Origin of the sequence: uncultured Dialister sp., from assembly GCF_900538805.1 — a bacterium.
Taxonomy (GTDB): Bacteria; Bacillota; Negativicutes; order Veillonellales; family Dialisteraceae; genus Dialister.
Window position 1 is genome coordinate 1 of sequence record NZ_UPZP01000028.1, and the last position, 24,903, is coordinate 24,903.

Here is a 24,903-nt window from a genome sequence, read left to right on the forward strand (position 1 = left end):
AGGAATTCCATGACGAAGTAGTGCGTATAAATTCTTATGAAATCAGACTCTGCCAATGAATCAGTGCTGCCCGCAGGCAGCCGCCTAAGCGGAATATCTGTGTCGTCAAGGAAGAACTGGTATAGCCATAGTTGCCACCAGGATGGTGGGGGAGCACTGCTTAAATCGCAGAATTGAATTTCATAAGTGTTTTTGCTTAATACTTCGTCATCAGTCTCCTTAAATAGTTTACTATTCGCGTCGACTGATTCCTTGTATTGAGCAAAAACACAAGAATGAAATTCAATAACGATTCAAGCAGCGCTCCCCCTCGCAGGTTTTTCCTCAGGAGTTCTTTGTGAAGTTTTGACGCGTCGGAAAGTCCTGATTCATATGAGGAAGTTCTTCCTGTCTCCCGCCTGTCCCTTGATAAGGTGTGTGCACGTAACAGGCAGGGAGACCGGCGCCCCGTCCGGGCCCTTCAGTTCTCTCTGTCTATATAATCTCTTTAAAATAGAAAAGTTCTCATGGAAAACAGGGTTTCCTGATGACCGGTCGTTAGCGGCGAAGGTCCCTTTTCTCCACAAGCCGGGATTCTTCGCCATCCCTCAGAATGACGATCTCGAAGGAAGGCTCCCCGGTGTCTGTCATCTCCTCTGACTGTCTGATTATATCCTGCTCATCTTTCATGTTACAAGCCTGTACTTTCGTACAGGTTTTTTGCTGTCCATTTTTAGTAAAATAAAAGTAAGGCCGGGATCCTTGCGGAATACCCAGAAAACAGGAAAGATGCGTTTTCTATGAAACAGAATCATTCCGCCTTGACAAAGAAGGGCCTGCCCCTGCTTCTCTGTACCGCCATCCTGTCAGCAGGGCCGGGGCTTTCAGCAGAAGCGGCACAAACGCAGGGGGGGATGCTGTCACGATCGAGAAATGCTGAAACCCCAGCCCATGGGAAATCTGCATTCTCAGCAGGATCGTGCCGGTGCATACGTCGGGCTGCGGCGGCATAATCAGTAAAGAGATTCCCATAAACAGGAGGTGTCTGGTAATGAAAGAGCCTGGCAAAATCAAATGGATGAAGCTTATCAGGGGTATCTTTTTAGGGATACTGCTGGTCCTGACGATGACTCCGGCGGCCCTGGGGGCCCAGAAAACAGTGCTGGTCCACAATGTAGACGAAATGATGGAATCACTGGCGGACAATACGGAAATCGTTCTGGCACCGGGCGAATACAATCTGTCAAACTGGCAGGAGAAAGAATTTTCAGAGCGGCTGCTTCACTGCTACGGCTACTATGATTCGGCCCCTGCCGGTCTGTATCTGGGCGATGGTTACACACTGGACATTGCCGGGTTCAAGGATCTCACCATCCGGGGATTGGATACGGAGACCATTACAGCAGAAATTGTTACAGAATTCCCCTATACGCCGGTACTGAAATTCATCAACTGCCGAAACCTGAAACTGTCCCATCTCCGGATAGGCCATAAACTCAAAAAAGGATTCTGTGACGGCGCCGTGCTGAAACTGGATAGCGTCACTCATATGACCATGGATCATATGGACCTGTACGGATGCGGAACCTATGGGTATGAAGCCCGGTTCTGCAGCAGCATTCTCCTCAGGGACAGTGTAATCCGGGAATGCAGCTACGGTTTGGTGTCCGCCGCAGACTGCCAGGACCTGAAATTCCTGCGGACCACCTTCAAAGATATGGAAACGGATCTTCCCCTCTTTGCTCTGATCCGCTCCCGGCTGGAGCTGACCGACTGCACCTTCCGGGATGTACGGGGAATCATCGACAGCCTCACCATGACCGGCGGCCATATCAGTGAATCCTGAAAAGACCTTCCGGTGCATCAGAACTTTTAAAACCTGCTGGCAGGTAAAAAACAGCCTGATGATGTAAGCGGGTCCCTGAAGACCATCATTTACATCATCAGGCTTTTCGGTTGGAGGGCCGAAAGGTGAAATACAGGAAAACAGCGGGTCCTCAGACAGTGGAGCAGCTGCATGAATGAGTGCGGATCCCGCTACCGACCGCAGAAGGCGATCATCAGTGTCACCGCCCCGTCCACCAGGAGAGGGATGGCGCCGGTGATGTAGGCGGTGTCATCGTCCATGCGGTAGTACACCATGTAAGCGGCAAAGGCGATGAGGGAGGCGGCGATGACGGCGGCCCAGGTGAGGCCGTAGGCAGTGCCGGTAAGGGCGCCGGTTTCGTGGAGCGCCCCCAGTGCCATGATTTCCATGAGGGCCCAGAGCACCATGAGGATGAGTTCTGTGGTGGGCTTTCGTCCGAAGAGTTTCACGGAGCCCGTGAGAAGGATGAAGTAGACCAGAAGGGCCATGATGAAAAGCATGCCGCTTCCCGGCCAGGAGGCAGGCAGCGGAAGTCCGTGGACGCCGTGGACAGTCAAGGCGGTGCCGGAAAGGCCGAAGGCTGCCAGGAGGAAGAAGAGGAGGGCGGCGAGGGCGCCTCCGCTTCTGGCGGAATCGGGCCGGAAGGCCGCGAGCCACCAGCCTGTGTAGAACAGGGCGCCAGCGCTTAGAAGGAGCTGTCCCGTAATGATTTCTTTATATGCTGTAAGTCCGAACATGGTATCCCTTCTTTGTGAAATCAAATTCTCCTTCTATTGTAGTCCTTTTTATGGAAAATGGCGCAAAAAAGGCATTGAAGAAATGACTGCCCATTTCTTCAATGCCCTTTTTGCGATGATTTTTTTAACGATAAGCTGCCTGCCGCTGTGTCATCTCGAGCGGAGGTCCGTGCCGATCATATAACCAATAGGCCCATGTGCTGTTATGGCTCAGAGTCGAGAGATCTCCGGCGCCAATGCGGCTTGTACCATTCCTTTTGCAATAGCAGCCGCTTCCCGAATTGATTGATGGAAGGTCAATCATTCATCATTTCTTCACTGCTTTTTCGCTTCGTCAAAAATGGTCTGGAAGGGCACATGCTTTTCTTCCGCCAGTTTCTTCACCGATTCGTATTCCGGGTAGCGCCTTTTTTCGCTGCCCAGGGTGACTTCCTTCACCTTTACCGGGCCAAAGGAGGTGTCCACTTCCTTTTCCTCCCGATGGAGGATGGAACGCATGAGGGAGGAGAATTCACGAATGCCGATGGTGGTGGTTTCACGGAATATGATTTCTTCCATTTCCTTTTTCTTCTCTTCTTTGCAGATCACCGTGAGTTCAAAGGCGGGTCGGTTCTTTTTCATGTAGATGGGGCTGAAATGGACGTCCAGGGCGCCGGCGTCCATGAGTTTTTTCATGGTGTAGCCCAGCACTTCGCCGGAAGCGTCGTCGATATCGCTTTCCAGTTTCACAACCTCATCCTTTTCCCAGTCTCCGCCGCCGTCGTCGATGAGAATGGCCCGAAGGATGTTGGTTCTTTCCTTATAATCCCGCTTTCCCGCGCCAAGGCCGGTCTTCAGGATGGTAAAGGAGGCAGGCAGGCTGTGGGATGTAGAGAGGGCCGCTGCAATGGCAGCGCCGGTGGGGGTGACGTATTCCCCTTTGGCGTCCATGATTTCCAGGGGCATGTGATAGGCGGTGACAATGTTCAGCGTGGCCGGAACCGGCACGGGAAGCACGCCGTGCTGGCAGCGGACGGTGCCGGTGCCTTCGGAGAGTTTCGGCACGATGACGTTTGTGATGTTCAGGCTGTCGAAGCAGACGGCGGCGGAAATGATGTCCACAATGGAATCGATGGCCCCCACTTCATGGAAATGGACTTCCTCTATGGGAAGGTTGTGGGCCTTGGATTCCGCCTCCGCCACGATGCGGAAAATTTTCTTTGCCAGGGCTCTGGCGGATTCGGTCATGTCCGTGCCGTCAATGACTGCTTCCACGTCCTTCAGATGGCGGTGCTCATGATGATGGCCTTCCCCGTGGTGATGATGGTGTCCTTCCTCATGATGATGTTCCCCTTCATGACAGTGGCAGTGGTGCTCCTCTCCATGGTCATCCTCATGGCAGTGGCAGTGATGTTCTTCTTCATGATGCTCATGGTCATCTTCATGGCAATGACAGTGATGCCCTTCTCCATGGTCATGTTCCTCTTCGTGGCAGTGACAGTGATGTTCCTCATGAACCTCTTCCCTTACCTCCGACAGAGGCCCGTAGAGGTAGGCCATGTCATGGTCATGGTTTTCATGGTCCCTGTCCAAAATGACGTTGAAATCGCAGCAGTCAATGCCTGCCTTCTGTACCCGTCCGATTTCCACTGTAAACCCTTTGGCGGGGATGGAGGAAACAGCCCGGTCCAGGGCCTTCCTGTCGGCGCCCAAATCCAGCAGGGCTGCCACGAACATATCTCCCGCAATGCCGGAGGATGCTTCCAAGTATAATGATTTTCCCATTTAAATCTTTCCCCTTTCAGCAAGCCGATTAATCTGGGTGGCCACGTAGCCCGCGCCGAACCCGTTATCTATATTCACCGTCACTATGCCGTTGGCACAGGAGTTAATCATGGTGAGAAGGGCAGAGAGGCCATGAAAGCTGGCACCGTATCCCACGGACGTGGGCACTGCAATCACCGGATTTCTCACCAGCCCGCCGATGACGGAGGCCAGGGCCCCTTCCATACCGGCCACCGCAATGACGCAGCTGGCCTTCCGTATCCGGTCTTCCTGGGACAGGAGACGATGGATGCCGCTCACCCCTACGTCATAAATCCGCTCCACGTGGCTGCCGAAGTACTCCGCCGTCTGGGCCGCTTCCTCGGCCACCGAAATATCGGCGGTGCCGCCGGTGCAGACCGCAATGCAGCCCATATGCTCCTTTTCCTTCTCCGATTTCAGGATATGGGAAATGGGATCGTAGGTAATAGACGGAACCACTTCCTTCACCAGCTCATACTGGTGATGGGAAGCCCTGGTGCCGAAGACTTCGCCGTCGGTGTCGTAGAGCTTTTTGAAAATCTTCCCGATAAAGGCGTCGAACTTTCCCTGGCAGTACACCACCTCCGCAAAGCCGGACCTTTCCTTCCGGTCCGTATCCAGCTTGGCAAATCCCATTTCTTCATAGGGCCTGTCCGCCGGATTCTCTCGAAGAAGTTTCTCCGCCTCTTCGATATCCATGGCGCCATCGGCTACTTTCTGCAGTACATTCTTTATATCCATAGTGCAATCCTTTGTGTTTGGAATGATTAGTAGGCAAGTGGGCTGGTGGGCTGGTGTACTAGTGTACTAGTAAGTTGATGGGCTGGTAAAAACCGCTTTCCACTTTCGGCTTCCGGTTACCGCTGCTATTGTCTGTCGGACAATATTCCCGACAGCAAGAGGGTTCAGGCGCCTGCGGCGCCTGGGTTCAAGGCCTCGCCGGGGCTGCGCCCCTGGAGGCCTTCGGTTCCGCCCACAGAGCGGGCTGGTTCAAAGGAAGTTATAAAGCCCACTCCATGGAGGCAGGGGAGGCGCCTCTGGCGCCATTATATATTGTGCCCGAAAGGGCGGGAAAGCAAATCCCGTAACGCTGACTTTATACTCATCGCCGCCACAGGCGGCGATACCACAACCCTCGGCCTGAAAGGCCGTCAAACCTAAGAACCTTTGGGGCGAAAGCCCCATCAAACCTCTGAACCTTCTGAACCAGCCCGCCTTGGCGGGCCGAACCCTTTGAACCCGGGCCGCGAAGCGGCCCCCTCACAGCACTTCATCCATGCTTCCCATGCGGTAGCCCTGTAAATCCATGGTTACATAGGCAAAGCCCAGGGCCTTGAAGGTGCGGGTCACTTCGTCATGGAGGCGGAAGAGTTTCCACAAATCCTCCGGCAGCACTTCGATGCGGGCCATGTTTCCTTCATGGAGCCGTACCCGGAACTGCTTGAAACCTTTATCAAAGAGGAAATCCTCTGCCCTTTCCACCATGGAAAGTTTCTCCTCCGTAATGGTTTCCCCATAGGGGAAGCGGGTGGCCATGCAGGCGAAGGAGGGCTTGCTCCAGGTAGGAAGGCCCGCTTCTTTGGACAGGGCCCGGATGTCGGCCTTGTAGAGGCCGGCGTGGCGGAGGGGACTCTTGATGCCAAGCTCCGAAAGGGCTTTGAGACCGGGGCGGTACTGGGAGGCATCGTTCAGGTTGGTGCCGTCGATGACATGGGCAAAGCCTTCTTTTTCCGCTATTTTCTTGAGGGAGCTGAAAAGGAAATGTTTGCACAGGTAGCAGCGGTTGGCGGGATTTTCAGCAAATCCTTCGATTTTGAACTGGTCCATTTTCACCACTTCCTGCCGGATGCCTTCCTTTTGGCAGTATTCCATGGCATCGGCCACCTCCCTTTCCGGCACGGAGGCCAGGTTCATGGTGACAGCCATGGCCCGGTCCCCCAGCACCTTCCTGGCTTCATGCATGAGGTAGGTGGAATCTACGCCGCCGGAAAAGGCCAGCACCACGCTGCCCAGCTGCTTCAGGTATTCTTCCAGATGATTCTGTTTCTTCTGCAATTCTTCTGTTACCATAGGTATCTCCATTCTTTATATGCCTGCCCTGACTTCAGGCGCAGGCCGGAAGGATGGACGGGCAGGGAACAGGGCCTTCGGCGGCCCATGAATCAGTCATATTTCTATTATATCATTTTACAAGAGGTCTATGGCCCGGTCCGCTGTCATTCCTGCCATGACAGCAAAAAGAAGGATGTAAACGGAGTAGGCAAGGAAATGGCGGGGCCCGAAGACCGCTTTCAGTGCCGTCAGATTCGTCACCTTCGTGGCCGGACCGGCAATCAGGAAGGCCAGCACCGCGCCGCTGCTCATACCCTCTTCCATCCAGGAAAGAAGAAGAGGCACCGCCCCGCCGCCGCAGACGTAGAAGGGAATCCCCAGAAGGGATCCCAGAAGAGGGCCTGCCGTTTCATGGCGGCTGAAGAACTCCCTGCCTGCACCGGCCGGAAGGAAGGTCTGGAAAAGCACTGCCGCCAGAATGCCCAGAAGGAACCAGCTCCCTGTGGCCTTCACATTTCTTCCCATATTTTTCAAAAGGCGCATGAGCAGGCGGGGGTCCGTGTCATGATTTTCCATTTCACCAAAACCGCTGAAATTGAAAAAGGGTTTATTTCCTGCCAGAAAATGGACAAGCACCCCTGCCAGTGCGCCGCAGAAGAAGGAAAAGGAAAGGGTGAGAAAGAGCAGCGGCTTTCCCAGGGCCGCCACGTAAATCACCATCTGGGGATTCAGGAGCACCGAGCTCATCATGAACGCCGCCAGCCAGTCATCCCGAAGCCCCCGCTGGGAAAGGGACGCTGCCAGCGGCAGGGTGCCGTACATGCAGAGAGGCGATAGAATCCCCAGTACCGACGCCGGCACCACGCCGAAAAGGCCCAGGGAGTTTCCCAGCCTCATCACCATGCCGTGGACGAAGGATTTCCCGAAAACCGCAAGCGCTGAGCCCAGCATAATGCCCAGCGCCCAGTAAGGCAGGATTTCCTCCATCTGCATGGAAAGGTACATCATAAAACGTTCCATAGTATCCTCATTTTCAGGGACAGAAAAGCGGCCGTCCCCAGAGGGGCGCCGCTTTTCCGAATATTTCCGCCTTACTTTCCCCTTTCCGCCGCCTTGTCGATATCAATCAGCACATAGTCCTTGATGCCTACGCCCAGATCCTTGGCCGCTTCCACCGTGTGGGTGCCGTCCCGCATGAAAATCCGCTTTACCAGCTCACGGCTGCCCGGCGCGCCGGCGATAAGGTCCAGGGATGCCTGGTCAATGGCCACGGGGTCCGTGGATGCCAGGATGCCGATATCGTGAATATCCGGTTCTGCCGGATTGCCGTCGCAGTCGCAGTCCACGGACAGACGGTTCAGCACGTTCACGAAGGCAATATTTCCCTTCCGCGCACTCATGACCGATTCATCGGCCTCCGCCATAGATTCCAGAAAGGGGTTCTGGGGAAGCTCCATGAAATTGACCCCTTTAAGGCTATGATATCTGCCTCCGCTGTGGATAAGGGCCTTTCCTTCCGCAGAACTGAAGCCGATGGAAATATTCTTCAGCGCTCCGCCAAAGCCTGCCATGGCATGGCCTTTGAAATGGGATACCACCACGTAGGAATCATAATTTTTAAAATGGCTGCCCACCAGATTTTCCTTGAGCCACCGGCCGTTTTTGACTGGAAGGGCCATGGAACCCTCTTCATCCAGAATATCCACCGGCGCTATATCAAGGAATCCATGTTCTTTAATCACATTCCAGTGGGATGCGGACTCCGACCGGGCGCCGCCGTAGGCCGTATTGTCCTCCACAATGGTGCCATGGGTTTTATCCACGATCCCCTTCAAAAGCTCCGGCCTGAGATAATTGCTCTTCGGCGGTTCTCCGGTGGAAATCTTGATGCCCGTTTTGCCTTTGGCATTGAAATGAAGGGCATCATACACCTTCACCAGGCCCTGAGAGCTGATATCTCTGGTAAAATAGACCACCGCCTTTTCCTTCTCCGGCGAATAGGTGGGTATGGTAGGCAGCGCCGCCGAAGCGGTCATACCACCAAGTCCCAGCATGAGGGCCCCCATCACCATTCCTGCTAATTTCTTCCACTTCATCTGCCTCTTCCTCCTTTGCAGAAAAAGTCCGTCCCTCATCCTGTCCCTGATGGAACCAGCCGTCTTCCTGCATGCCCCTGCCTGCAGACAGCTTCTCAGAGCGGACTGTATCTTCCCGTCAATCGGGAATCTTATCTGTAGTATAGAATGTTAAAGTTCACTTCAGTCAAGAGGAAATCTTCAGAAATCAAACTCCTTCCCGTTTCCCCATTTCCCCCTTTATGGTATAATTTATTTGAGAAATATTATCATAAAAGGAGGACCACCATGGGTACCCTGTTAACCATACTGATTACCGCAGCCATTGCCGGCTGGTTCTGCTACTGCATTTACCGCATGTGGCGGGGCGCCAGCGGCAGGGACTGCGCCAGCTGCGCCCTGGGCGGCGGATTTGATTACGCCCTGTACAATGATAAAAAGGCGGCGCCGCCGAAAGCGGAATTCGTCACCGCCAGCGGCCACCACATCATCGTAGACAAAGCGGCCGCCAGAAGACGGAGAGAACGAATCCGGAAGATGATGGAAGTGCGGTAAGGAAAGAGACTGCGGAGAAATGATTGCCATTTCTCCGCAGTCTCTTTTTATTTTTTATGGGTTCAGAAGGTTCAGAGGGTTCAGAGGGTGGTGGATTGCCGCCGCTGGCGGCAATGAATTATAAAGTCAGCGTTACGGGGCTGGCTTTTGCGGCTCCATAACTGTATACGTCATTTCGAGCGGTGCTACTTATCGTTATGAATTACATGGTTCATGGAACCAGTGAAACGGAGTCGAGAAATCTCCCCGCAGAATGCTGCCTTTCGGCAGTCTGGACAGCATAGAGTATCATGCCGGCTTATCCGCTCATCCACCCCCGCGCCACTTCGTGGCCCTCTCCGCCCCGGTGGGAAGCATGTCACTGGATTTTCAGGTCGTTTCACTCCCCTACAAATCCAGTTCCTTTGCCACCTAAAGGGGCGCAAGACGTTACGGGATTTTCTTCCTGCCTCACTCATCATTCTGAACGAAGTGAAGAATCCTAGTGCGCGACGCGATTGAGACAATCGGCAGCAGGCCAATACAGCAGGGAGATTTCTCCACTTCGTGGAGACTTTGCAAAGAGCCCCCAAGTCAGCCGAAGTTGGCCCGGCGCAAAACAATGATGGAGTATCAGTATCATTCTTAGCCTCGTACACCCTATGTCCCCTCAAGGGACAGCGAGAATTAAGAGAGGCTTTCCAATTGGCGGCTGACTGGCTGCGGACGAAATGACACCGGCTCTCATTTCAAATATTTCACGCAAAAAGCACCGGCCTTTGCCGATGCTTTTTCTTTTCATTCTTCCATTTCAGATAAGAATCATGCTGCCCGCTGCCAGAAGGAGGCAGTAGGTGACGCGGTTGAACATTTTCTGGTTAATCATGTCGTGGATTTTATTTCCCAAATAAATGGCAATGACCAGAGGAATGACGCCAAGGCCCAGGAGTTCAAAGAATTCCGTATTGTAGAGGCCTTTTTCATAGTCATTGAACATGAGCACCAGGTTCAGGATAGTCCACACGGAGGCCACATTGGCACGGAAGGAATCCTTATCCCGGAAGGTGGCTACCAGGTACACCACCAGCAGGGCGCCGCCGGAAGCAAACATGCCGTGAATGACGCCGGCCCCAAGGAGCACGGGAATGGCAATCCAGTTTGGCAGGGCGGAGGTGCTCTGCTTGAAAATCAAACTCTTCAGTGCTGCCCCTACGATGATGGCGCCGTAGAGTGGCACCAGGACATTGGGATTCACCACATTGTAGAGATGAATGCCGATGGCCATGCCCACCAGCATGAATACCACGATGCGGAGCAGTTCCTTCGGATTAATGTACTGACGGTTCTGATACATCAGGAGTGCACACACCAGCCAGCAGATGGCATTAATGACCGCCTTGGCCATATCCGGTCCGTAGAGGAGAATGGTCGGCGGAATGGAAAGCATGACTCCCGCAAAGCCGGTCAAAGCCTGCACGATATTGGAAATAAACACGGCCAGCATAAAGAGGGCCAATTTAACAACTTCAGGAAGCATCATTAAGTCCATACAAATCACCACATTTCTAAAAATTTTTATTTCCCCGGGGAGTGCTTCGTCACTGGAAACCCCGGTGCTGTTTTCGTTTTACCCATTATAACCCCGGTTTTGGCGTAAAAAGCCTCTTTCCTCAATCGGTATAAATCCATCTAATTATGTTATCGAAAATGCGGTTATCTATCTCTTAATTAGATTAACAATGTTTTTACTATTCTTTACATAAAGTCATGATAGCCGGTTAATATGATTTATCGTCATAATAGATTTTATCGGCATTTCCTGAAATGTCCATTTCCTTTTCTTCATAAAAAAATTGACTCTTCTTCTATTTTTTCGTTTCTTCTTTACCCTGTTATAGAAATTATTTATATGAAGTGCTTCCACTACCCGTACCTCTTGACAGGATTTCAAAACCTTTGATTTTCCGCCGCCCGTTTCCTATTCCTCCTCTATCCTGTATAATACAAATATGACCATTGACTATTTCCATTACTACCGCGCAGGACTGCGCAGAAAGGCGTCCCATGTCTGACAATACCATCCCGTTTCCCCAGGGAAACCACAAGAAAAATGTAAAAGCCGATATGTTTGAACAGTATATGAAGAAGGAGGGGCTGAACTTCTTCCGCCGCCAGGAAACCCACGATTCCTACGACACCATCGTATTCATGACCGCCATCCCCGCCGGAAAGCACCACAAGCTGGTGGCCGCCGTCATTACCGACAACAGCATGTACACCCTGCTCCGGGTCCATCTGGGCACCGCCCCCAAGGGCCCTGCAAGAAAGACCTTCATGGCCTTCCTGAACGACCTCAATGCCCACCACGCCATCCTGAAATACTCCATCGGTTCCGATGAAAATGTATTCCTGGACGTCACCTTCACCACCCGTCCGGAAAACTTCGACCCCGAAACCATCCGCACCACCATGGACATCGTGGTGTACCAGCTCTCCCAGTCCTACGACGACATCGCCCGCCGGCTGGACAAACCGGGAGACGAGACAAACGGGTTCTCGCTGTAAAAGGGGGTGCGGCTTTGCCGCACCCGGGTTCAGAGGGTTCAGAGGGTTCAAAAGGTTCAAAGGGGAAGATTGACGGGGCTTCGCCCCGAAGGTCCTTAAGGTTCTTAGGTTTGATGGGCCCAGGGGAACGATGGCGGCTTGAACCCGGGCGCCAGCGGCGCCTCCTTCTTTTTGCTATCGGGAATTCCCATCACCGCCACAAATGTCACTCAATACCAAAGGAGCATTCCATGATTCGTCCTATTGTCAAAGATATCCTATTCCTTCAGCGGAAGGCAGAGAAAGCCGGAAGGAAGGACACGGCCGAAGGCAGAGACCTGTATGACACCCTGGCCGCTCACAGCGAAGACTGTGTGGGCCTGGCGGCCAACATGATCGGCAGCACGAAGGCCATCATTGCCGTATCGGACAATGGACACCTTCTTCTCATGTACAATCCGGAGATAACAAAAGCTTCCCCTTCCACCTACGAAACGGAAGAGGGCTGTCTCTCCCTTTCCGGCCGCCGCCCCTGCAGGCGCCATGACTGGGTCGAAGTCCGCTATGAAGATGAAAATTTCCATAAAAAGAAAAAGCGGTTTCAAGGCTTCACGGCGGAAATCGTGCAGCACGAAATGGACCACCTTGCCGGCATACTCATATAAAAGCCGTTAAATCCCTTCACCACCTTCATTCATGAGTTTCGAAGGTTCAAAGGGTTCAGAAGGTTCAGAAGGTTCAGAGGGTTCAGAGGGTTCAGAGGGTGATGGTATCGTCCCTAAAGGGAAAACGACTCACTACATTTTGTGCGTCGCTTCGCTCCTACAAAATGTGTTCGCTGTGCACCGCTTTGCGGCGATGAGTATAAAGCCGCGTTACGGGATTCGCTTTTGTATCTTCAGCTGGGAACAGTGAACTGTTGAACCCCTCTTTCCTGTAAAAAAGAAATACCAAAGATAAACCACTGATAGCGGCTTTTCATAGAAAATCAAAGGAGCTGTGAAGAAATGATTGACATTTTTCACAGCTTTTTTTGATTTCCCATTTCTCAATTTTTCAAAGCATGGCGGCGCTATAAATAGTATAATAAAAAGGACCATCCGGTGAATCATTTGACCGGAACTCTAGGAGGAACCATGAATATTTCCATCATCGGCGCCGGAAGCACCGCACTGGCCGGAGCCGCTTATTTTAATCTGAAAAATGTGCCCTGCCAGGTGTACGTGCGAAACCGCATCAAGGCCGCCTGCTGGAACCAGTCGCCCCTCACGGTACGGGGAAAAATCGACACGTCCCTGTATGTTCCCTTCACTACGGACCTGAAAAAGGCGGTGGAGGAAGCGGACATCCTTATGGTATGCACCCACGCCACGGACCATGAAGCGGTGGTGGAGGAAATCGCCCCCTTCCTTCATGACGGGCAGTGCCTTCTTTTCATGAACGGCTGCTGGGGCGCCATCAAGGCATGCCGCCTGCTGTCCAGAAAGCAGAATGCGCCGTCCATCGCCATTGCGGAAACCGCCAACATGCCCTTCATCGCCCGCCTCTCTTCCGATTACAAAACACTGGAATTCAAGGCCATGAAGGAAGAAATCGGTTATTCCTGCCTCGGTGAAGAAGGAGAACTCAGCACCCTTCTCCACCTCATGGCACCTAAGGTGAGCCGGGTAGCTTCTCCCGCCTCCACTTCCCTTTCCGCCACCAATCCCATCATCCATGTCACCGTCTGCCTCTTCAATGTCACCCGTATTGAAAACGGGGAAGAATTCCATTTCTTCGGCGCTCCCCTCACCAAAAGGGTGGCTGCCTACATGGAAGCCTGCGACAGGGAACGGATTGCCATAGGGAAAGCCCTGGGTCTTTCCCTCTCCTCCCTTCTGGACGTGCTTAATGCCTCCTGGGGTGAAAAGAAGGAAAGCCTGTATGAAGCCCTCACGGAAAATGAATCCTACAAAACCGTCATGGGCCCGGCGGACCTCACCGGCCGCTACCTTTCCGAAGACCTCCCCTGCGGCATGGGCAGCCTTCGGGACCTCTCCGACATGATGCACGTAGATGCACCCCATATCAGAAGCCTGGTGGATACCCTGTCCCTGTACCTGGGAAAGCCATACACCCCCTTCCTTACACCCCAGGATTTACGGGTAATTAAAAGTTTGAAATAGAGGGGACGCTGCGCGTCCCGGGTTCAGAGGGTTCGGCCCGCCAAAGGCGGGCTGGTTCAGAAGGTTCAAAGGGGCGTCCTTTCGGGTGCAAGGGGCGCGGCTGGCGCCGCAGGTTGTGTAAAAGGGTTGTATAAAAGGGTTGTGGTATCGCCGCTTTGCGGCGATGAGTATAAATGCCGCCTTTGGCGGCGACGATGACCACATAGAGCGTCATTTTTCCATATTCCCTCGTACACCCCCGCGCCACTTCGCGGCCCTCTCCGCCCCGGTGGGAAGCATGTCACTGGATTTTCAGGTCGTTTCACTCCCCTACAAATCCAGTTCCTTTGCCACCTAAGGGGGCGCAAGACGTTACGTTCTCTCCCTTCCGCCATTTAAGCCGCACTATGCATAGCATGGTTAGACGCTTCCCAACGGGGAAAGGTGGTGGCGCCAGCTGCCAAAGGGGCCTCTGCAGACGGACAGCGGTAAGCCGACAGCCGATAGCTGATTGCGACCAAAGGCTGCCAACCTCCAACCTCCATTCCCCATTCCCCAATCCCCAGCCCACTAGCCCGCTAACCCACTAGCCCACTAGCCCACTAGTTCACTATCCCACGCCCACAGGAGGTTATCATGAAAAAACTATTAGCTCCCATACTTGCTGCCTGCCTCATGGTGGGCGGAGAAACCGCATTGGCGGAGAACTGGATCCCCTTCCAGGATTCCAATGCCACCCTGGTGGACACGGACTCCTATGTGGACAGCGGCCTTCGGGCTTCCCTGTCCATCAAGTCGGAAGGAAAAGATGGCAGCGCCATTTCCAACATTGAATTTGACAAGAACCGCCGGGCCTATCGGGTCACGGAAATGAAGACCCTGGATGAGAAAGGCACCGTCACCAACGATTTCACCTACAGCGACGATCCCCAGAACTGGAGCGCCCTGGTGCCCCATTCCTTCGGCATGAACCTGTACAACCACTACGTGGAAAATCCCCTTCCCCGTTTCACCAATCCCCAGTGGCTCGTCATTTATAAAGAAGAGGGCGTCCGTTTCCACGGAAGCACCTATGACGTGGAGAAAAATACCATTTCCTACAAGGACGGCTACGCCACCTTCTGGATTCGTATTTCCTATCCCTGGAAGGACCAGAACTTCTCCTCCGTCATTTATCACGTGAAAATGGACGTGCCCCACAAACGGATCCAGACCCTCTCCATGACCCGCTACGACTACGACGGAAAAGTCCAGAGCCACGGCGCCGGCAGCAGAGATCGGGAAACCATCGCCGAAGGCTCTCCCATGGAAAAGGTGCACGCCTATATTAATAAGGAACTGCTGGCCGGACATATCCGCATGATGTCGTCGTTATAAAAAGGTGGCCGCTGCGCGGCCACCGGGTTCAGAGGGTTCGGCCCGCCGAAGGCGGGCTGGTTCAAAGGGTTCAGAAGGGAAGGTATCGCCATTGGACACGCCCTGGTGGGCGTGAGGGTTCTGAAGATTGACGGGGCATTCGCCCCGAGGGTTCTAAAGTTTGACAGCGGCTGCGCCGCTGAGGGTTATGGTAGTGCCCTATCGGGCACAAGTATAAATGCCGCCTTTGGCGGCATCTAAAACTCATCGCCGCGCCAGCGGCGATACCACAACCCTCAGCCCTGAAAGGGCTGTCCAACTTAAGAACCTTCGGTCCCGCCAGGGCCTGTCAAACTTCGGGCCTTTTGGGCCGTCAACCCTCACGCCGAAGGCGGCATACAAAACTCCCTTTGAACCAGCCCGCTCTGTGGGCGGAACCCATCGGTCAGTGCACCAGCACATGACCGATAGAACCTGGGCGCTAGGGAAGCGCTGATTAAATCGTTATCAGATTTCATTCTTGTATTTTTATTCAATGCAAGGAATCAGTCGACGCGAATAGCGAGCTATTTAAGGAGACTGATGACGTAGCATTGGATAAAAATACATATGAAATTTGATTCTGCGAATTAATCAGTGCTTCCCTAAAGGCGCCTGAACCCTCTTGCTTTCGAGAATATAGTCCAGCGCCGGCGGAAAGCGGTCAGCCGACAGCCGCTTCACTGTCTCACTGTCTCACTCTCCCACTGTCCCACTAATCCCCCCGAGGTATTATGATTCGAATATACGCACATACAGAAAACGAAGAGCAGTCCCAGGACTGCTATGGCGCCTGCCTCACCGGCGCCGTTCCCCAAAGCGGATGGATTCTCACCGACGGAGTCCATCTGTATCTTTTGGATAAGAAGCCGGCCATTCCGGAAGGAGAAGGGCTGGCGGCAGGCGAAGGACCGGTGGATTTCATTTCCTCCTCCCTGCCTGCTGAAAAAGCAATGGCCGCCTACAGGGCCTATCTTTCCGGCCGCCGCCTGCCATCCGGCAGCGCCCTAGCCGCCGGTGAAGGGGCTATTTACATTTTTCCCTCCTCCGCCTATGAGCCGGACCTGGGGAAAATGGACATATACCATCTTCCCTTTGACCCTCTGGAAGAAGTCATCACGCCGAAAGAAGCGGCGGACCTCTACGGCGCCGACGCCAAAAGGGTGCAGTCCGACTGCGAAAGGGCCGGGGAAGGGGGCGTGCTGTCCCTTTCCGAAGTCCGCCGCTCCGGAAATACCTGGCTCCTCCTCCGCTGCGCAGCAGAAAGAGTTTACGGTGGAAAGAAAGAAGAAACCAAGCTCCTGACCTTAAATCCCCTTCTCCTTGTGTTTTCCACCATTGAAGCCGCCCGGATATGGAACCGGGACAGCGGCGTGGTGAGAAGCGCTGCTGCCGGTGCCGGCCACGCCGCCGCCCGCATGACGGAAGGAGAACGAAGGAAATCGGGCCGCACCTGGCTTGTCACCCGGGACGCCATGAACCGCCTCTTCGGCCAGGCCCTGCCGGCGGCCATGAAGGACGCCATGAAATGGATTAAATAATTAAAATAATAAAAGGTTCAGAGGGTTCGGCCCGCCTTCGGCGGGCTGGTTCAAAGGGTTCAGAGGGTGGTGGTATCGCCCTGTCGGGCGATGAGTATATAGCCGCCTTCGCGTCTGACGTCTGACAGTCTGACATCTCCACAAGCGGTAAGCGGTAAGCGGGCAGCCGATAGCCGACAGGACCCCTTGCATTTCTCCCCCTATGTATGTTATATTCAAGACAATTAATCTGTTATTTCTGCAATGAAGAGAGAAAGTACATGGATGGAACCGGAAAAGCGAGCCCCGATGGTGGAAGGGGGTGCGGGAATTGCATGGAAGTGCCTCTCTGAGCTGATGGCCTGAAGGAAGTAGGGCTGTCCGGGAAGCCCGTTACAGCCTCAAGTGTGGAAAGTTTTGATTTCCTGCACTGGCCAAGGTTCCTTCGGCGACGAAGGGATAAATCTGGGTGGAACACGGAATTCTCCGTCCCATGGGGACGGGGTTTTTATATTGCCAAAACGCGATTATACCATAGAAAGAAGGCTCTTTATGTCCCTTGTGCTCAAAGCTGAACATATCCGCAAATCCTTCGGAAATGCGGAGGTTTTAAAAGATATCAACCTGTCCGTGGAGAAGGGAAGCGTGGTGTCCATTCTGGGGCCCTCCGGCACCGGTAAGACCACCTTTCTCCGCTGCCTGAATTACCTGGAGAAGCCGGACGCCGGAAAGCTCACCATCAGCGACGTGTCTGTGGATTTCTCCCATATTTCCAAGAAGGAAATCCAGAATCTCCGCCGGAAATCCACCATGGTGTTCCAGCAGTTCAACCTGTTCCGCAACAAGACGGTGCTGGAAAACATAACGGAAGGTCTCATCTACGGCTATGGAAAGCCGAAGAAGGAGGCCCTGGAAATCGCCATGAAGGAACTGGAGCGGGTGCACATGGCGGATTATGCGAAAATGTATCCCTCTGAACTGTCCGGCGGCATGCAGCAGCGGGTGGGCATTGCCCGGGCCCTGGCGCCAAGGCCGGATGTGATTCTCTTCGATGAACCCACGTCCGCCCTGGATCCGGAGCTGGTGGGGGAAGTGCTGGATACCATCGCCTCCGTGGCCACCCTGGGCATTACCATGATTATCGTGACCCATGAAATGCATTTCGCCAAAGAAGTGTCCTCCAAGGTAGTGTTCATGTCCGAAGGCCGGGTGGTGGAAGAAGGAAGTCCCGATGACATCTTCGTCCATCCGAAGGAAGAAAAGACCCGCCAGTTCCTCCAGCGTATGCTGAAAAGAGAAGAGGGTTAATATGCTGACCTTCAATTTCTCCTATTTCCTGGGCCTCTTTCCAAGGCTTTCCACGGCGCTCCCCTTTACCATGGAAGTGATTGCCGCCTCCATTGTGCTCTGCCTTTTCTTCGGCACCCTGGTGGCGGTGATTCGCATTGCCAAAGTGCCTCTACTTCACCAGATTTGTGAAATCTGGCTGTCCTACAACCGGTCCATGCCCTTCATTCTGGACCTGTACCTGGTGTACTTCGTGCTGCCGGTGATTGTGCGCTCTCTCCACATCAGCCCCGACGGCTGGCCCCTCACGGCCTATGTGCTCATCGCCCTTTCCTTCCACTATACCCCGGTGATTTCTGAAATCATCCGCCCCGCCTACCTCTCCGTGGACCGGGGACAGCATGAGGCGGCCATGGTCTTTGGCCTCTCCCCCTTCCACCGGGTGGTGCACATCATTGCGCCCCAGGCCCTGCCGGTGGCACTCCCCAGTCTGGTGAGCGAAGCCATCAATATTTTAAAGGACACCTCCGTCATGTTCTTCATCGGCGTGGTGGACCTCATGGGCCGGGCAGGCCTCATCATCAATGCTAATTACGGCCAGGGAAAACTGGAAACCTACTGCGCCGTGGCCCTCATTTACTGGGCCCTGGTGATTCTGGTGGAAACGGTGTTCCACCTCTTTCAGAAATATAATGCCAAACATGAAAGGAGGGCTTGCTGATGATTGATTTTGCCGTACTTCCTACTGCCTTCCTCTTCATCGCCAAGGCCATCCCCAATACTCTTTTCATGGCCTTCATCAGTCTTTTCTTCGGCATCCTCTTCGGCTCTGTCATCGCCGTGATCCGGCAGAACTCCGGACGCTTCGTGAACGGCATTTTCACCGTCCTCGTTTCCTTCTTCCGGGGCGTGCCCAGCATCGTGCAGCTTTTCATCGTGTACAACTCCCTGCCCTTCCTGCTGGCGCCGGTGATTTCCTCCCTCACGGGACATACGGTGAAGCCCTTCGACGTGAGCCCCTACTGGACCGTATTCACCACCTTCATCCTGTACAATACGGCCTACCAGTCGGAAAACGTGCGGGGCGCCCTCATGTCGGTGGACAAGGGCCAGTATGAAGCGGCCGTATCCATGGGCATGACCCCCTTTGCCGCCTTCACCCGCATCGTCTTCCCCCAGGCCTTCATCGTGGCCCTCCCCACCTTCTTCACCTACTACCTGAAAACCATCAAGCTCCTGGCTTTGGTATTCACGGTGAAGGTGGTGGACATGTTTGCAGAAGCGGACATTTTCTCCGCCCTCTACAACCGCCGCACAGAGCCCTACATCGCCGACGCCATCGCCTACTGGACCGTGGCTATCCTCCTCACCTTCTTCTTCTCCTGGTGGGAAAAGAAACTCCGGGCCAAAATGTAAGAAAAAAGTTTCCTGTACGTCGTGAGACTATGATGTTTCATGCCGACAGGAAACTTTTTGCATATGGGTTCCTGTCCGACGCAGCGGCAGTTGGATTCATACCGACAGGGAGCTGTTCGCGAATAGTTTCCTACTCGACATGACGCCAATGTGCTTCTTACCCACAGGAAACTTTTCGCATATAGTTTCCTGCTCGACATGACACCGCTGTGTTTCTTACCGACAGGAAACTTTTCGCGTATGGTTTCCTGCTCGACATGACGCCGCTGTGTCTCTTGCCGACAGGAAGCTATTCGCGTATAGTTTCCTACTGAGCGTGACTCCAATGCTGTTTCTTACCGACAGGAAACTTTTCGCATATAGTTTCCTATTGAACGTGACTCCACTGCTGTTTCTTATCGACAGGAAACTTTTCGCGTATAGTTTCCTATTAAACGTGACTCCAATGCTGTTTCTTACCGACAGGAAACTTTTCGCATATAGTTTCCTACTCGACACGACACCGCTGTGTTTCATACCGGCAGGAAACTTTTCGCGTATAGTTTCCTATTGAACGTGACTCCACTGCTGTTTCTTACCGACAGGAAACTTTTCGCGTATGGTTTCCTATTGAGCGTGGCTCCACTGTGTCTCTTACCGACAGGAAACTTTGCGCAAATAGTTTCCTACTCGACATGACACCGCTGTGTATCTTACCGACAGGAAACTATTCGCGTATAGTTTTCTATTGAGCGTGACTCCACTGCTGTTTCTTACCGACAGGAAACTTTTCGCATATAGTTTCCTACTCGACATGACGCCGCTGTGTCTCTTGCCGGCAGGAAACTTTTCGCATATAGTTTCCTACTCGACATGACACCGCTGTGTTTCTTACCGACAGGAAGCTTTTCGCATATAGTTTCCTACTCGGCATGACACCGCTGTATTTCATACCAACAGGAAACTTCTATCAAACATATTGACTCCCTCCCCACAGTCCCATACAATGGAAGTACTATAGGAAAGGAGATTTCCCCATGGATATACGAGAAGAAACGAAACAGATGAAACTGGCATCCCCTCTGCTGGCCGCCATGCCGTTGGAGAAGCGGAATGAGGCGCTTTCGCTCATTCGGAGCAGTCTGGATGAGCACAGGGAAGAAATCTTTGAAGCCAACCGGAAGGACCTTGCCCTGGCCGTCCAAAACCAGGTGGCTCCAGCAGTGATGAAGCGTCTCACCTTTGATGAAACCAAGCTCTCCGATGTGACCCAAGAGCTCACCAGTCTGATTTCCCTGCCGGACCCCATCGGGAAAGTGACCCTGCACCGTGAGCTGGATGAAGGGCTCACCCTTACCCGGGTCACCTGCCCCATCGGCGTCATCGGCGTCATCTTTGAAGCCCGTCCCGACGCGCTGGTGCAGATTTCCTCCCTCTGCCTGAAAAGCGGCAACTGCGCCATCCTGAAGGGCGGAAAGGAAACCACCTATACCAACCGCATTCTTTTCACCCTTATCCATGAAGCGGCCATGAAGGCGGGCCTTCCGGAAAAGTGCCTCCTCCAGGCGGAGCAGCACAATGAAATCGACGAACTGCTGGAATGCCACGGTTCCGTGGATCTTCTCATTCCCCGGGGCTCCAACGCCTTTGTGCAGTACATCATGAACCACACCTCCATCCCCGTCCTGGGCCATGCCGACGGCGTTTGCCACATGTACGTGGATAGGGACTACGACATAGAAAAGGCCATCCCCCTCATTATGGACGGGAAGACCCAGTACACCGCCGCCTGCAACGCCGTGGAAACGGTGCTGGTACACAGGAGCATTGCCGGCAGTTTCCTGCCAAAGCTGGCGGATGCTCTCCATCAGGCAGGCGTCACCATCCGGGGCACCGAGGAAGTGAACCGTATCATTCCGGTAGATGTGATTCCCGAAGGTGAAAGCTGGCACCGGGAATACCTGGACCTCATCCTGGCCATTAAGCTGGTGGATGGGGTAGATGAAGCCATCAGCCACATCAATACCTACGGCTCCCACCACACGGACTGCATTATTACGGAAAATGAGGAAACCGCCAGGCGCTTCATGACTCTCGTGGACTCCGCCGGCGTCTACCGGAATGCCTCCACCCGCTTCGCCGACGGCTTCCGCTACGGCTTCGGCGCGGAAGTGGGCATTTCCACCTCTAAAATCCACGCCCGCGGCCCGGTGGGACTGGAAGGCCTGGTGTCCTATAAATACAAACTCCTGGGCCATGGACAGATTGTGGGAGACTACGCTTCCGGGAAGAAACAGTTTCATTTCAGGGATTTGTGAGGGGTCCGCGCCCTTTGGGCGCGGACCGGGTTCAGAAGGTTCAAAAGGTTCAGAGGGTTCAAAGGGGAAGGTTGACGGGGCTTCGCCCCGAGGGTTCTTAAGGTTCTTAAGTTTGACGGGCCTTTGGCCCGAGGGTTGTGGTGGCGGCTTCGCCGCAGATTATATGAAGCCTCGGGCCCGCCAGGGCCTGTCAAACTTCGGGCCCTTTGGGCCTGTCAACCCTTACGCCGAAGGCGGCCTATAAAACTCCCTCTGAACCAGCCCGCTCTGTGGGCGGAACCGGAGCCGCCAAGGGCGTGAGCCCAATGGCGGCTTGAACCCGGGCGTCGTAAGGCGCCTGAACCTTCTTGCTTTAAAGGAGCAGAATCATACCACTCTACGCTTACCATTAGAATCATGCAGCACCCCAGAGAAAAACACGGTAAAATCATTTTCCGATTTTACCGTGTTTTCTTTTTCGTGATATGATTAGGGAAAGACACAAGTCATTCATGCCCTATGGAAAGGAGACTGCCATGTCCCTCACCCCTGTCATTCTGGTTATCCTTACTTTTATAGTTAATTTTATTATGGATTTCTCCTTCTGGTCCGTCATGCTGTCCCTTTACTACATGGGCGGCACCTCCACAGGGGTCGATGACGGCACGCTCCTCCTGAAGCTTTCCCTGGCCTCCGTCATCATACCTGCCATTCTGGCCCGGCTGGGGGTGATGGAGCGGTTCTTTGTCTATTCCGAAGGCGGCCGCAAGGCCTACGGGGAGGATGCCCGCCTATTGGAGGAGGGGCTTCATGAAATCTGCCGGCGGGGAGAGCTTGACCCTTCGGACTACCGCCTGTACGTGGGACTGCGGAATGAGTACAACGCCTTTTCCCTGGGAAAGAGCATTGTGGTCATGGCGCCCCTTCTCCGCCAGTTTCCGGAAGAGGAGCTCCTTGGCGTCATGGCCCATGAAATGGGGCATATCCAGCGGGGCCACACCGGCGCCAACCTGCTCTGCGTAGGCATGTCCTGGTTCGGCCAGATTATCGTCCTGGTGTACAACACCATTTTCCTCATCTGCCGGCTCCTCATATGGATTCCCTTTCTGGGCCTTATTATCAACCTTTTCGCCCTCTTCATCAGCCTGCAGTACAATATTCTCTCCTTCCTCCTCCAGACACCGATGCTCTTCATCTCCCGTTTCGGCAGCCGGAAGGAAGAATATGAAGCCGACGCCTACGCCTGCCGTCTGGGACTGGGGCGGGGCCTGGCCCTGGGGCTTAACCGCATCGAATCCATTTACGGCGGCGGCAGCGGAGGCTTCTTCAAAAGCCTTTTGAACGACCACCCCGATACACCGAAGCGCATAGAAAGAATCCGGAAATACCTGATTTCTCATTAAATAGTAAGGAGGATGCCCATGAAGGAAAAGCTCACCAGACTGCGCCATGAAAAGCGGTGGGGCCCCTACGCCCTTGCCATTCTGGGCATCCTTCTCGTCCTGTTCTGCCTTATCCTTCTCCTTGCCAAAATCGCCAGCTGCGGCGCCGCCCGGATTTTCAACTACGCCGTCACTAGGCAGGACATGCTCCGGGGCACCATCACCGTAGAATCCATTACCGCCAACATTCACGGCGGCGTCACCTTTGAAAACCTTGCCTGGGATGACCCCGACGGAAATCCCATCCTCCGCGTCCCCTCCGGATCATTCAAAGTGAATCCCTGGGATATCATCCGAAAGCACCTGGTTTCCACCACCCTGGAGGAAATCACCCTGAACAATCCCACCTTTGCCGTCCGCTTCGACGAAAACATGAAGGTGGATTTTGTCAGGCAGCAGCAGGAGCCGAAAGAGAAAAAGGAAACGCCTTCCGATGAAACGCTGGAAGACAAAGTGTCCAATTTCAACCGGAAAAGCAGGCCCCTCAAATGCCGGCTCACCATCCGGAATGCCCGCATGGAGGCCAGCTGCCGGGAGCGCCACTACATCATGAAACACGTGAACATGGCCGGTGCCATCGACACCAGGGGCCTCACTAAAATCAGCCTCACCACCGGCAGTTTTGGCGGCACCGCCGTAGGCGACGGCGTAGAACTTTCCTGTGAGACCAATTTCAAAGAAAAGGGCCTGCCCTCCATCATCAGCTTCACCGCCCGGGGCGTGGACCCCTCTTCCCTGGGACTGGGCGACGATATCCACGATAAAATGACCCTCACCGCCAAAGGAAACGGTCCCCTCGCCCACCTGCAGGCCGACGGCGAAGTGACCATGAAGGAACTTCATATTCCTGCCCTGGATTTCATGAACGTAAAAGGAAATATCCATTACGACGACGGAGAGATGACCTTCACCGGCGTCAACGCCCGGGTCTACGGAGGCACCGTCAGCGCCAGCGGGAACTACAACATCGACAGCCGCTCCTACGACATCTACCTCCACGGCGAAGACCTGGACAGCCGCATCCCCTCCAATGAGCCCAAATTCTACTGCCTGGTGGACCTGGACGGCGAAATCCACTGCGACGGAGACCAGAAACACCTCGTCGCCTTCGGCCGCTTCTCCTCCACCCCCGGCTTCTATATGCTCATCCCCTTCAACGGCATTTCCGGCACCTTCAACAACCGCTGGCGGGCCGTGGACTTCTACGACGTAGCCATTGACACCAACTTCGGCATCATCCGCACCGACGCCTTCCACATCATCAACGGCAGACTCCATCTGGGCACCATCGAACTGGTGGACAAAGAAACGGGCCGCACCATGAGCCTCCGCGACGCCAGGGACCAGTCGGGCCCCATGAAGACTATGAAGCAGATACAGAGCGACGTGAAAAGTATCAGAAAGCAGGTGGAAGGATTGAAACCCTAGGGGGCGGCGGAGCCGCCCCGGGTTCAGAAGGTTCGGCCCGCCTCCGGCGGGCTGGTTCAAAGGGTTCAGAGGGGAAGGTTGACGGGGCCTTTGGCCCCGAAGGTTATGGCCGCCTAACGGCGGCAGGTTGTGTAGAAAAGTTGTGTTCGCTTCGCTCAAGGGGGCGGTATCGCCATTGGAGCCGCGCTGCGGCTCGGGTTCAGAGAGTTGTGGATAGCCGCTTCGCGGCAATGATTATAAAGTCAGCGTTACGAAATTTACATTTGTATCACCGGTGGTGCATGACGAAGAGCCAGAGCCTCCTTCCTTAGGCAGAAATCAGCAACATTTCTGAGCCGGGCTATTGAGGGTGTAAAATTCCTTGTGTAAATTAGATTCCTATTAATAAACCTGACATTTTTGACCTTACACGGAAGCCGTTT

At 54.0% G+C, this 24,903-nt stretch carries 20 protein-coding genes; 13 read left to right on the forward strand and 7 right to left on the reverse strand.

All coding sequences use genetic code 11. From position 1 onward, the window contains the following. Positions 1–1,030 precede the first annotated feature (1,030 nt). Positions 1,031–1,825: a right-handed parallel beta-helix repeat-containing protein gene (locus tag QZQ29_RS04145; RefSeq protein WP_296960046.1), complete on the forward strand. Its 795-nt coding sequence runs from the start codon at positions 1,031–1,033 to the stop codon at positions 1,823–1,825. A gap of 191 nt (positions 1,826–2,016) precedes the next feature. Here the strand turns inward: QZQ29_RS04145 and QZQ29_RS04150 are convergent, their stop codons facing one another. The 6 genes from QZQ29_RS04150 to QZQ29_RS04175 all read right to left on the reverse strand — a co-directional run bounded on the left by QZQ29_RS04150 (position 2,017) and on the right by QZQ29_RS04175 (position 8,516). Next, positions 2,017–2,583, reverse strand: a complete 567-nt coding sequence (locus QZQ29_RS04150) for a hypothetical protein (protein ID WP_296960049.1) — start codon at positions 2,581–2,583, stop codon at positions 2,017–2,019. Between the two features lie 315 nt (positions 2,584–2,898). Then, positions 2,899–4,347: a nickel pincer cofactor biosynthesis protein LarC gene (gene larC, locus QZQ29_RS04155; protein ID WP_296960051.1), complete on the reverse strand. Its 1,449-nt coding sequence runs from the start codon at positions 4,345–4,347 to the stop codon at positions 2,899–2,901. Next, positions 4,348–5,109, reverse strand: a complete 762-nt coding sequence (larB, locus tag QZQ29_RS04160) for a nickel pincer cofactor biosynthesis protein LarB (protein WP_296960071.1) — start codon at positions 5,107–5,109, stop codon at positions 4,348–4,350. It lies immediately after the preceding gene. Positions 5,110–5,628: 519 nt separating this feature from the next. Beyond that, positions 5,629–6,438: an ATP-dependent sacrificial sulfur transferase LarE gene (larE, locus tag QZQ29_RS04165; RefSeq protein WP_296960075.1), complete on the reverse strand. Its 810-nt coding sequence runs from the start codon at positions 6,436–6,438 to the stop codon at positions 5,629–5,631. Positions 6,439–6,555: 117 nt separating this feature from the next. Next, complete coding sequence (locus QZQ29_RS04170; protein ID WP_296960076.1) at positions 6,556–7,440, reverse strand: permease; 885 nt, start codon at positions 7,438–7,440, stop codon at positions 6,556–6,558. A gap of 71 nt (positions 7,441–7,511) precedes the next feature. Further along, positions 7,512–8,516: a DUF362 domain-containing protein gene (locus QZQ29_RS04175; RefSeq protein ID WP_296960078.1), complete on the reverse strand. Its 1,005-nt coding sequence runs from the start codon at positions 8,514–8,516 to the stop codon at positions 7,512–7,514. A 267-nt stretch (positions 8,517–8,783) separates the two neighbouring features. Here QZQ29_RS04175 and QZQ29_RS04180 point away from each other — a divergent pair, with 267 nt between their 5' ends. Next, entirely contained in the window at positions 8,784–9,050 is a 267-nt protein-coding gene (locus tag QZQ29_RS04180; protein ID WP_296960081.1) for a hypothetical protein, read from the forward strand. A 790-nt stretch (positions 9,051–9,840) separates the two neighbouring features. Here QZQ29_RS04180 and QZQ29_RS04185 read toward each other — a convergent pair. Further along, a complete protein-coding gene (locus QZQ29_RS04185; RefSeq protein WP_296960083.1) occupies positions 9,841–10,578 on the reverse strand; it encodes a sulfite exporter TauE/SafE family protein in 738 nt (245 codons plus the stop codon). Positions 10,579–11,093: 515 nt separating this feature from the next. Between QZQ29_RS04185 and QZQ29_RS04190 the strand changes: the two genes are divergently transcribed. The 11 genes from QZQ29_RS04190 (at position 11,094) to QZQ29_RS04240 (ending at position 24,481) form a co-directional block, all read left to right on the forward strand. Then, complete coding sequence (locus QZQ29_RS04190; protein ID WP_296960086.1) at positions 11,094–11,594, forward strand: YbjN domain-containing protein; 501 nt, start codon at positions 11,094–11,096, stop codon at positions 11,592–11,594. Between the two features lie 230 nt (positions 11,595–11,824). After that, positions 11,825–12,238: a peptide deformylase gene (locus QZQ29_RS04195; protein WP_296960089.1), complete on the forward strand. Its 414-nt coding sequence runs from the start codon at positions 11,825–11,827 to the stop codon at positions 12,236–12,238. Between the two features lie 471 nt (positions 12,239–12,709). Then, the gene (locus QZQ29_RS04200) at positions 12,710–13,738 is read left to right on the forward strand and encodes an NAD/NADP octopine/nopaline dehydrogenase family protein (protein WP_296960092.1); all 1,029 of its coding nucleotides are present in this window, start codon (positions 12,710–12,712) and stop codon (positions 13,736–13,738) included. Positions 13,739–14,353: 615 nt separating this feature from the next. Then, positions 14,354–15,094: a hypothetical protein gene (locus QZQ29_RS04205; RefSeq protein WP_296960095.1), complete on the forward strand. Its 741-nt coding sequence runs from the start codon at positions 14,354–14,356 to the stop codon at positions 15,092–15,094. A gap of 752 nt (positions 15,095–15,846) precedes the next feature. After that, complete coding sequence (locus tag QZQ29_RS04210) at positions 15,847–16,653, forward strand: helix-turn-helix domain-containing protein (protein WP_296960098.1); 807 nt, start codon at positions 15,847–15,849, stop codon at positions 16,651–16,653. Between the two features lie 540 nt (positions 16,654–17,193). Next, a complete protein-coding gene (locus tag QZQ29_RS04215; RefSeq protein WP_296960117.1) occupies positions 17,194–17,940 on the forward strand; it encodes an amino acid ABC transporter ATP-binding protein in 747 nt (248 codons plus the stop codon). Position 17,941: 1 nt separating this feature from the next. Beyond that, positions 17,942–18,640 (forward strand): amino acid ABC transporter permease, encoded by a 699-nt coding sequence (locus QZQ29_RS04220; RefSeq protein ID WP_296960100.1) that lies wholly within the window; start codon positions 17,942–17,944, stop codon positions 18,638–18,640. Beyond that, positions 18,640–19,335, forward strand: a complete 696-nt coding sequence (locus QZQ29_RS04225; protein WP_296960104.1) for an amino acid ABC transporter permease — start codon at positions 18,640–18,642, stop codon at positions 19,333–19,335. The genes QZQ29_RS04220 and QZQ29_RS04225 overlap by 1 nt, the downstream gene beginning before the upstream one ends. A gap of 1,016 nt (positions 19,336–20,351) precedes the next feature. Beyond that, on the forward strand, positions 20,352–21,632 hold the full coding sequence (locus tag QZQ29_RS04230; RefSeq protein ID WP_296960107.1) for a glutamate-5-semialdehyde dehydrogenase: 1,281 nt from the start codon (positions 20,352–20,354) through the stop codon (positions 21,630–21,632). A 515-nt stretch (positions 21,633–22,147) separates the two neighbouring features. Next, positions 22,148–23,014 carry a M48 family metalloprotease gene (locus QZQ29_RS04235; RefSeq protein ID WP_296960110.1) on the forward strand — a complete coding sequence of 289 codons (867 nt, stop codon included), beginning with the start codon at positions 22,148–22,150 and terminating at the stop codon, positions 23,012–23,014. 18 nt (positions 23,015–23,032) lie between these two features. Further along, complete coding sequence (locus tag QZQ29_RS04240; protein WP_296960113.1) at positions 23,033–24,481, forward strand: hypothetical protein; 1,449 nt, start codon at positions 23,033–23,035, stop codon at positions 24,479–24,481. Positions 24,482–24,903 lie beyond the last annotated feature (422 nt).

Coding starts and splice junctions, on each gene's coding strand:
- QZQ29_RS04145 (WP_296960046.1), top strand. CDS start 1,031: ATGAAAGAGCCTGGCAAAATCAAATGGATGAAGCTTATCAGGGGTATC.
- QZQ29_RS04150 (WP_296960049.1), bottom strand. CDS start 2,583: ATGTTCGGACTTACAGCATATAAAGAAATCATTACGGGACAGCTCCTT.
- larC (WP_296960051.1), bottom strand. CDS start 4,347: ATGGGAAAATCATTATACTTGGAAGCATCCTCCGGCATTGCGGGAGAT.
- larB (WP_296960071.1), bottom strand. CDS start 5,109: ATGGATATAAAGAATGTACTGCAGAAAGTAGCCGATGGCGCCATGGAT.
- larE (WP_296960075.1), bottom strand. CDS start 6,438: ATGGTAACAGAAGAATTGCAGAAGAAACAGAATCATCTGGAAGAATAC.
- QZQ29_RS04170 (WP_296960076.1), bottom strand. CDS start 7,440: ATGGAACGTTTTATGATGTACCTTTCCATGCAGATGGAGGAAATCCTG.
- QZQ29_RS04175 (WP_296960078.1), bottom strand. CDS start 8,516: ATGAAGTGGAAGAAATTAGCAGGAATGGTGATGGGGGCCCTCATGCTG.
- QZQ29_RS04180 (WP_296960081.1), top strand. CDS start 8,784: ATGGGTACCCTGTTAACCATACTGATTACCGCAGCCATTGCCGGCTGG.
- QZQ29_RS04185 (WP_296960083.1), bottom strand. CDS start 10,578: ATGGACTTAATGATGCTTCCTGAAGTTGTTAAATTGGCCCTCTTTATG.
- QZQ29_RS04190 (WP_296960086.1), top strand. CDS start 11,094: ATGTCTGACAATACCATCCCGTTTCCCCAGGGAAACCACAAGAAAAAT.
- QZQ29_RS04195 (WP_296960089.1), top strand. CDS start 11,825: ATGATTCGTCCTATTGTCAAAGATATCCTATTCCTTCAGCGGAAGGCA.
- QZQ29_RS04200 (WP_296960092.1), top strand. CDS start 12,710: ATGAATATTTCCATCATCGGCGCCGGAAGCACCGCACTGGCCGGAGCC.
- QZQ29_RS04205 (WP_296960095.1), top strand. CDS start 14,354: ATGAAAAAACTATTAGCTCCCATACTTGCTGCCTGCCTCATGGTGGGC.
- QZQ29_RS04210 (WP_296960098.1), top strand. CDS start 15,847: ATGATTCGAATATACGCACATACAGAAAACGAAGAGCAGTCCCAGGAC.
- QZQ29_RS04220 (WP_296960100.1), top strand. CDS start 17,942: ATGCTGACCTTCAATTTCTCCTATTTCCTGGGCCTCTTTCCAAGGCTT.
- QZQ29_RS04225 (WP_296960104.1), top strand. CDS start 18,640: ATGATTGATTTTGCCGTACTTCCTACTGCCTTCCTCTTCATCGCCAAG.
- QZQ29_RS04230 (WP_296960107.1), top strand. CDS start 20,352: ATGGATATACGAGAAGAAACGAAACAGATGAAACTGGCATCCCCTCTG.
- QZQ29_RS04235 (WP_296960110.1), top strand. CDS start 22,148: ATGTCCCTCACCCCTGTCATTCTGGTTATCCTTACTTTTATAGTTAAT.
- QZQ29_RS04240 (WP_296960113.1), top strand. CDS start 23,033: ATGAAGGAAAAGCTCACCAGACTGCGCCATGAAAAGCGGTGGGGCCCC.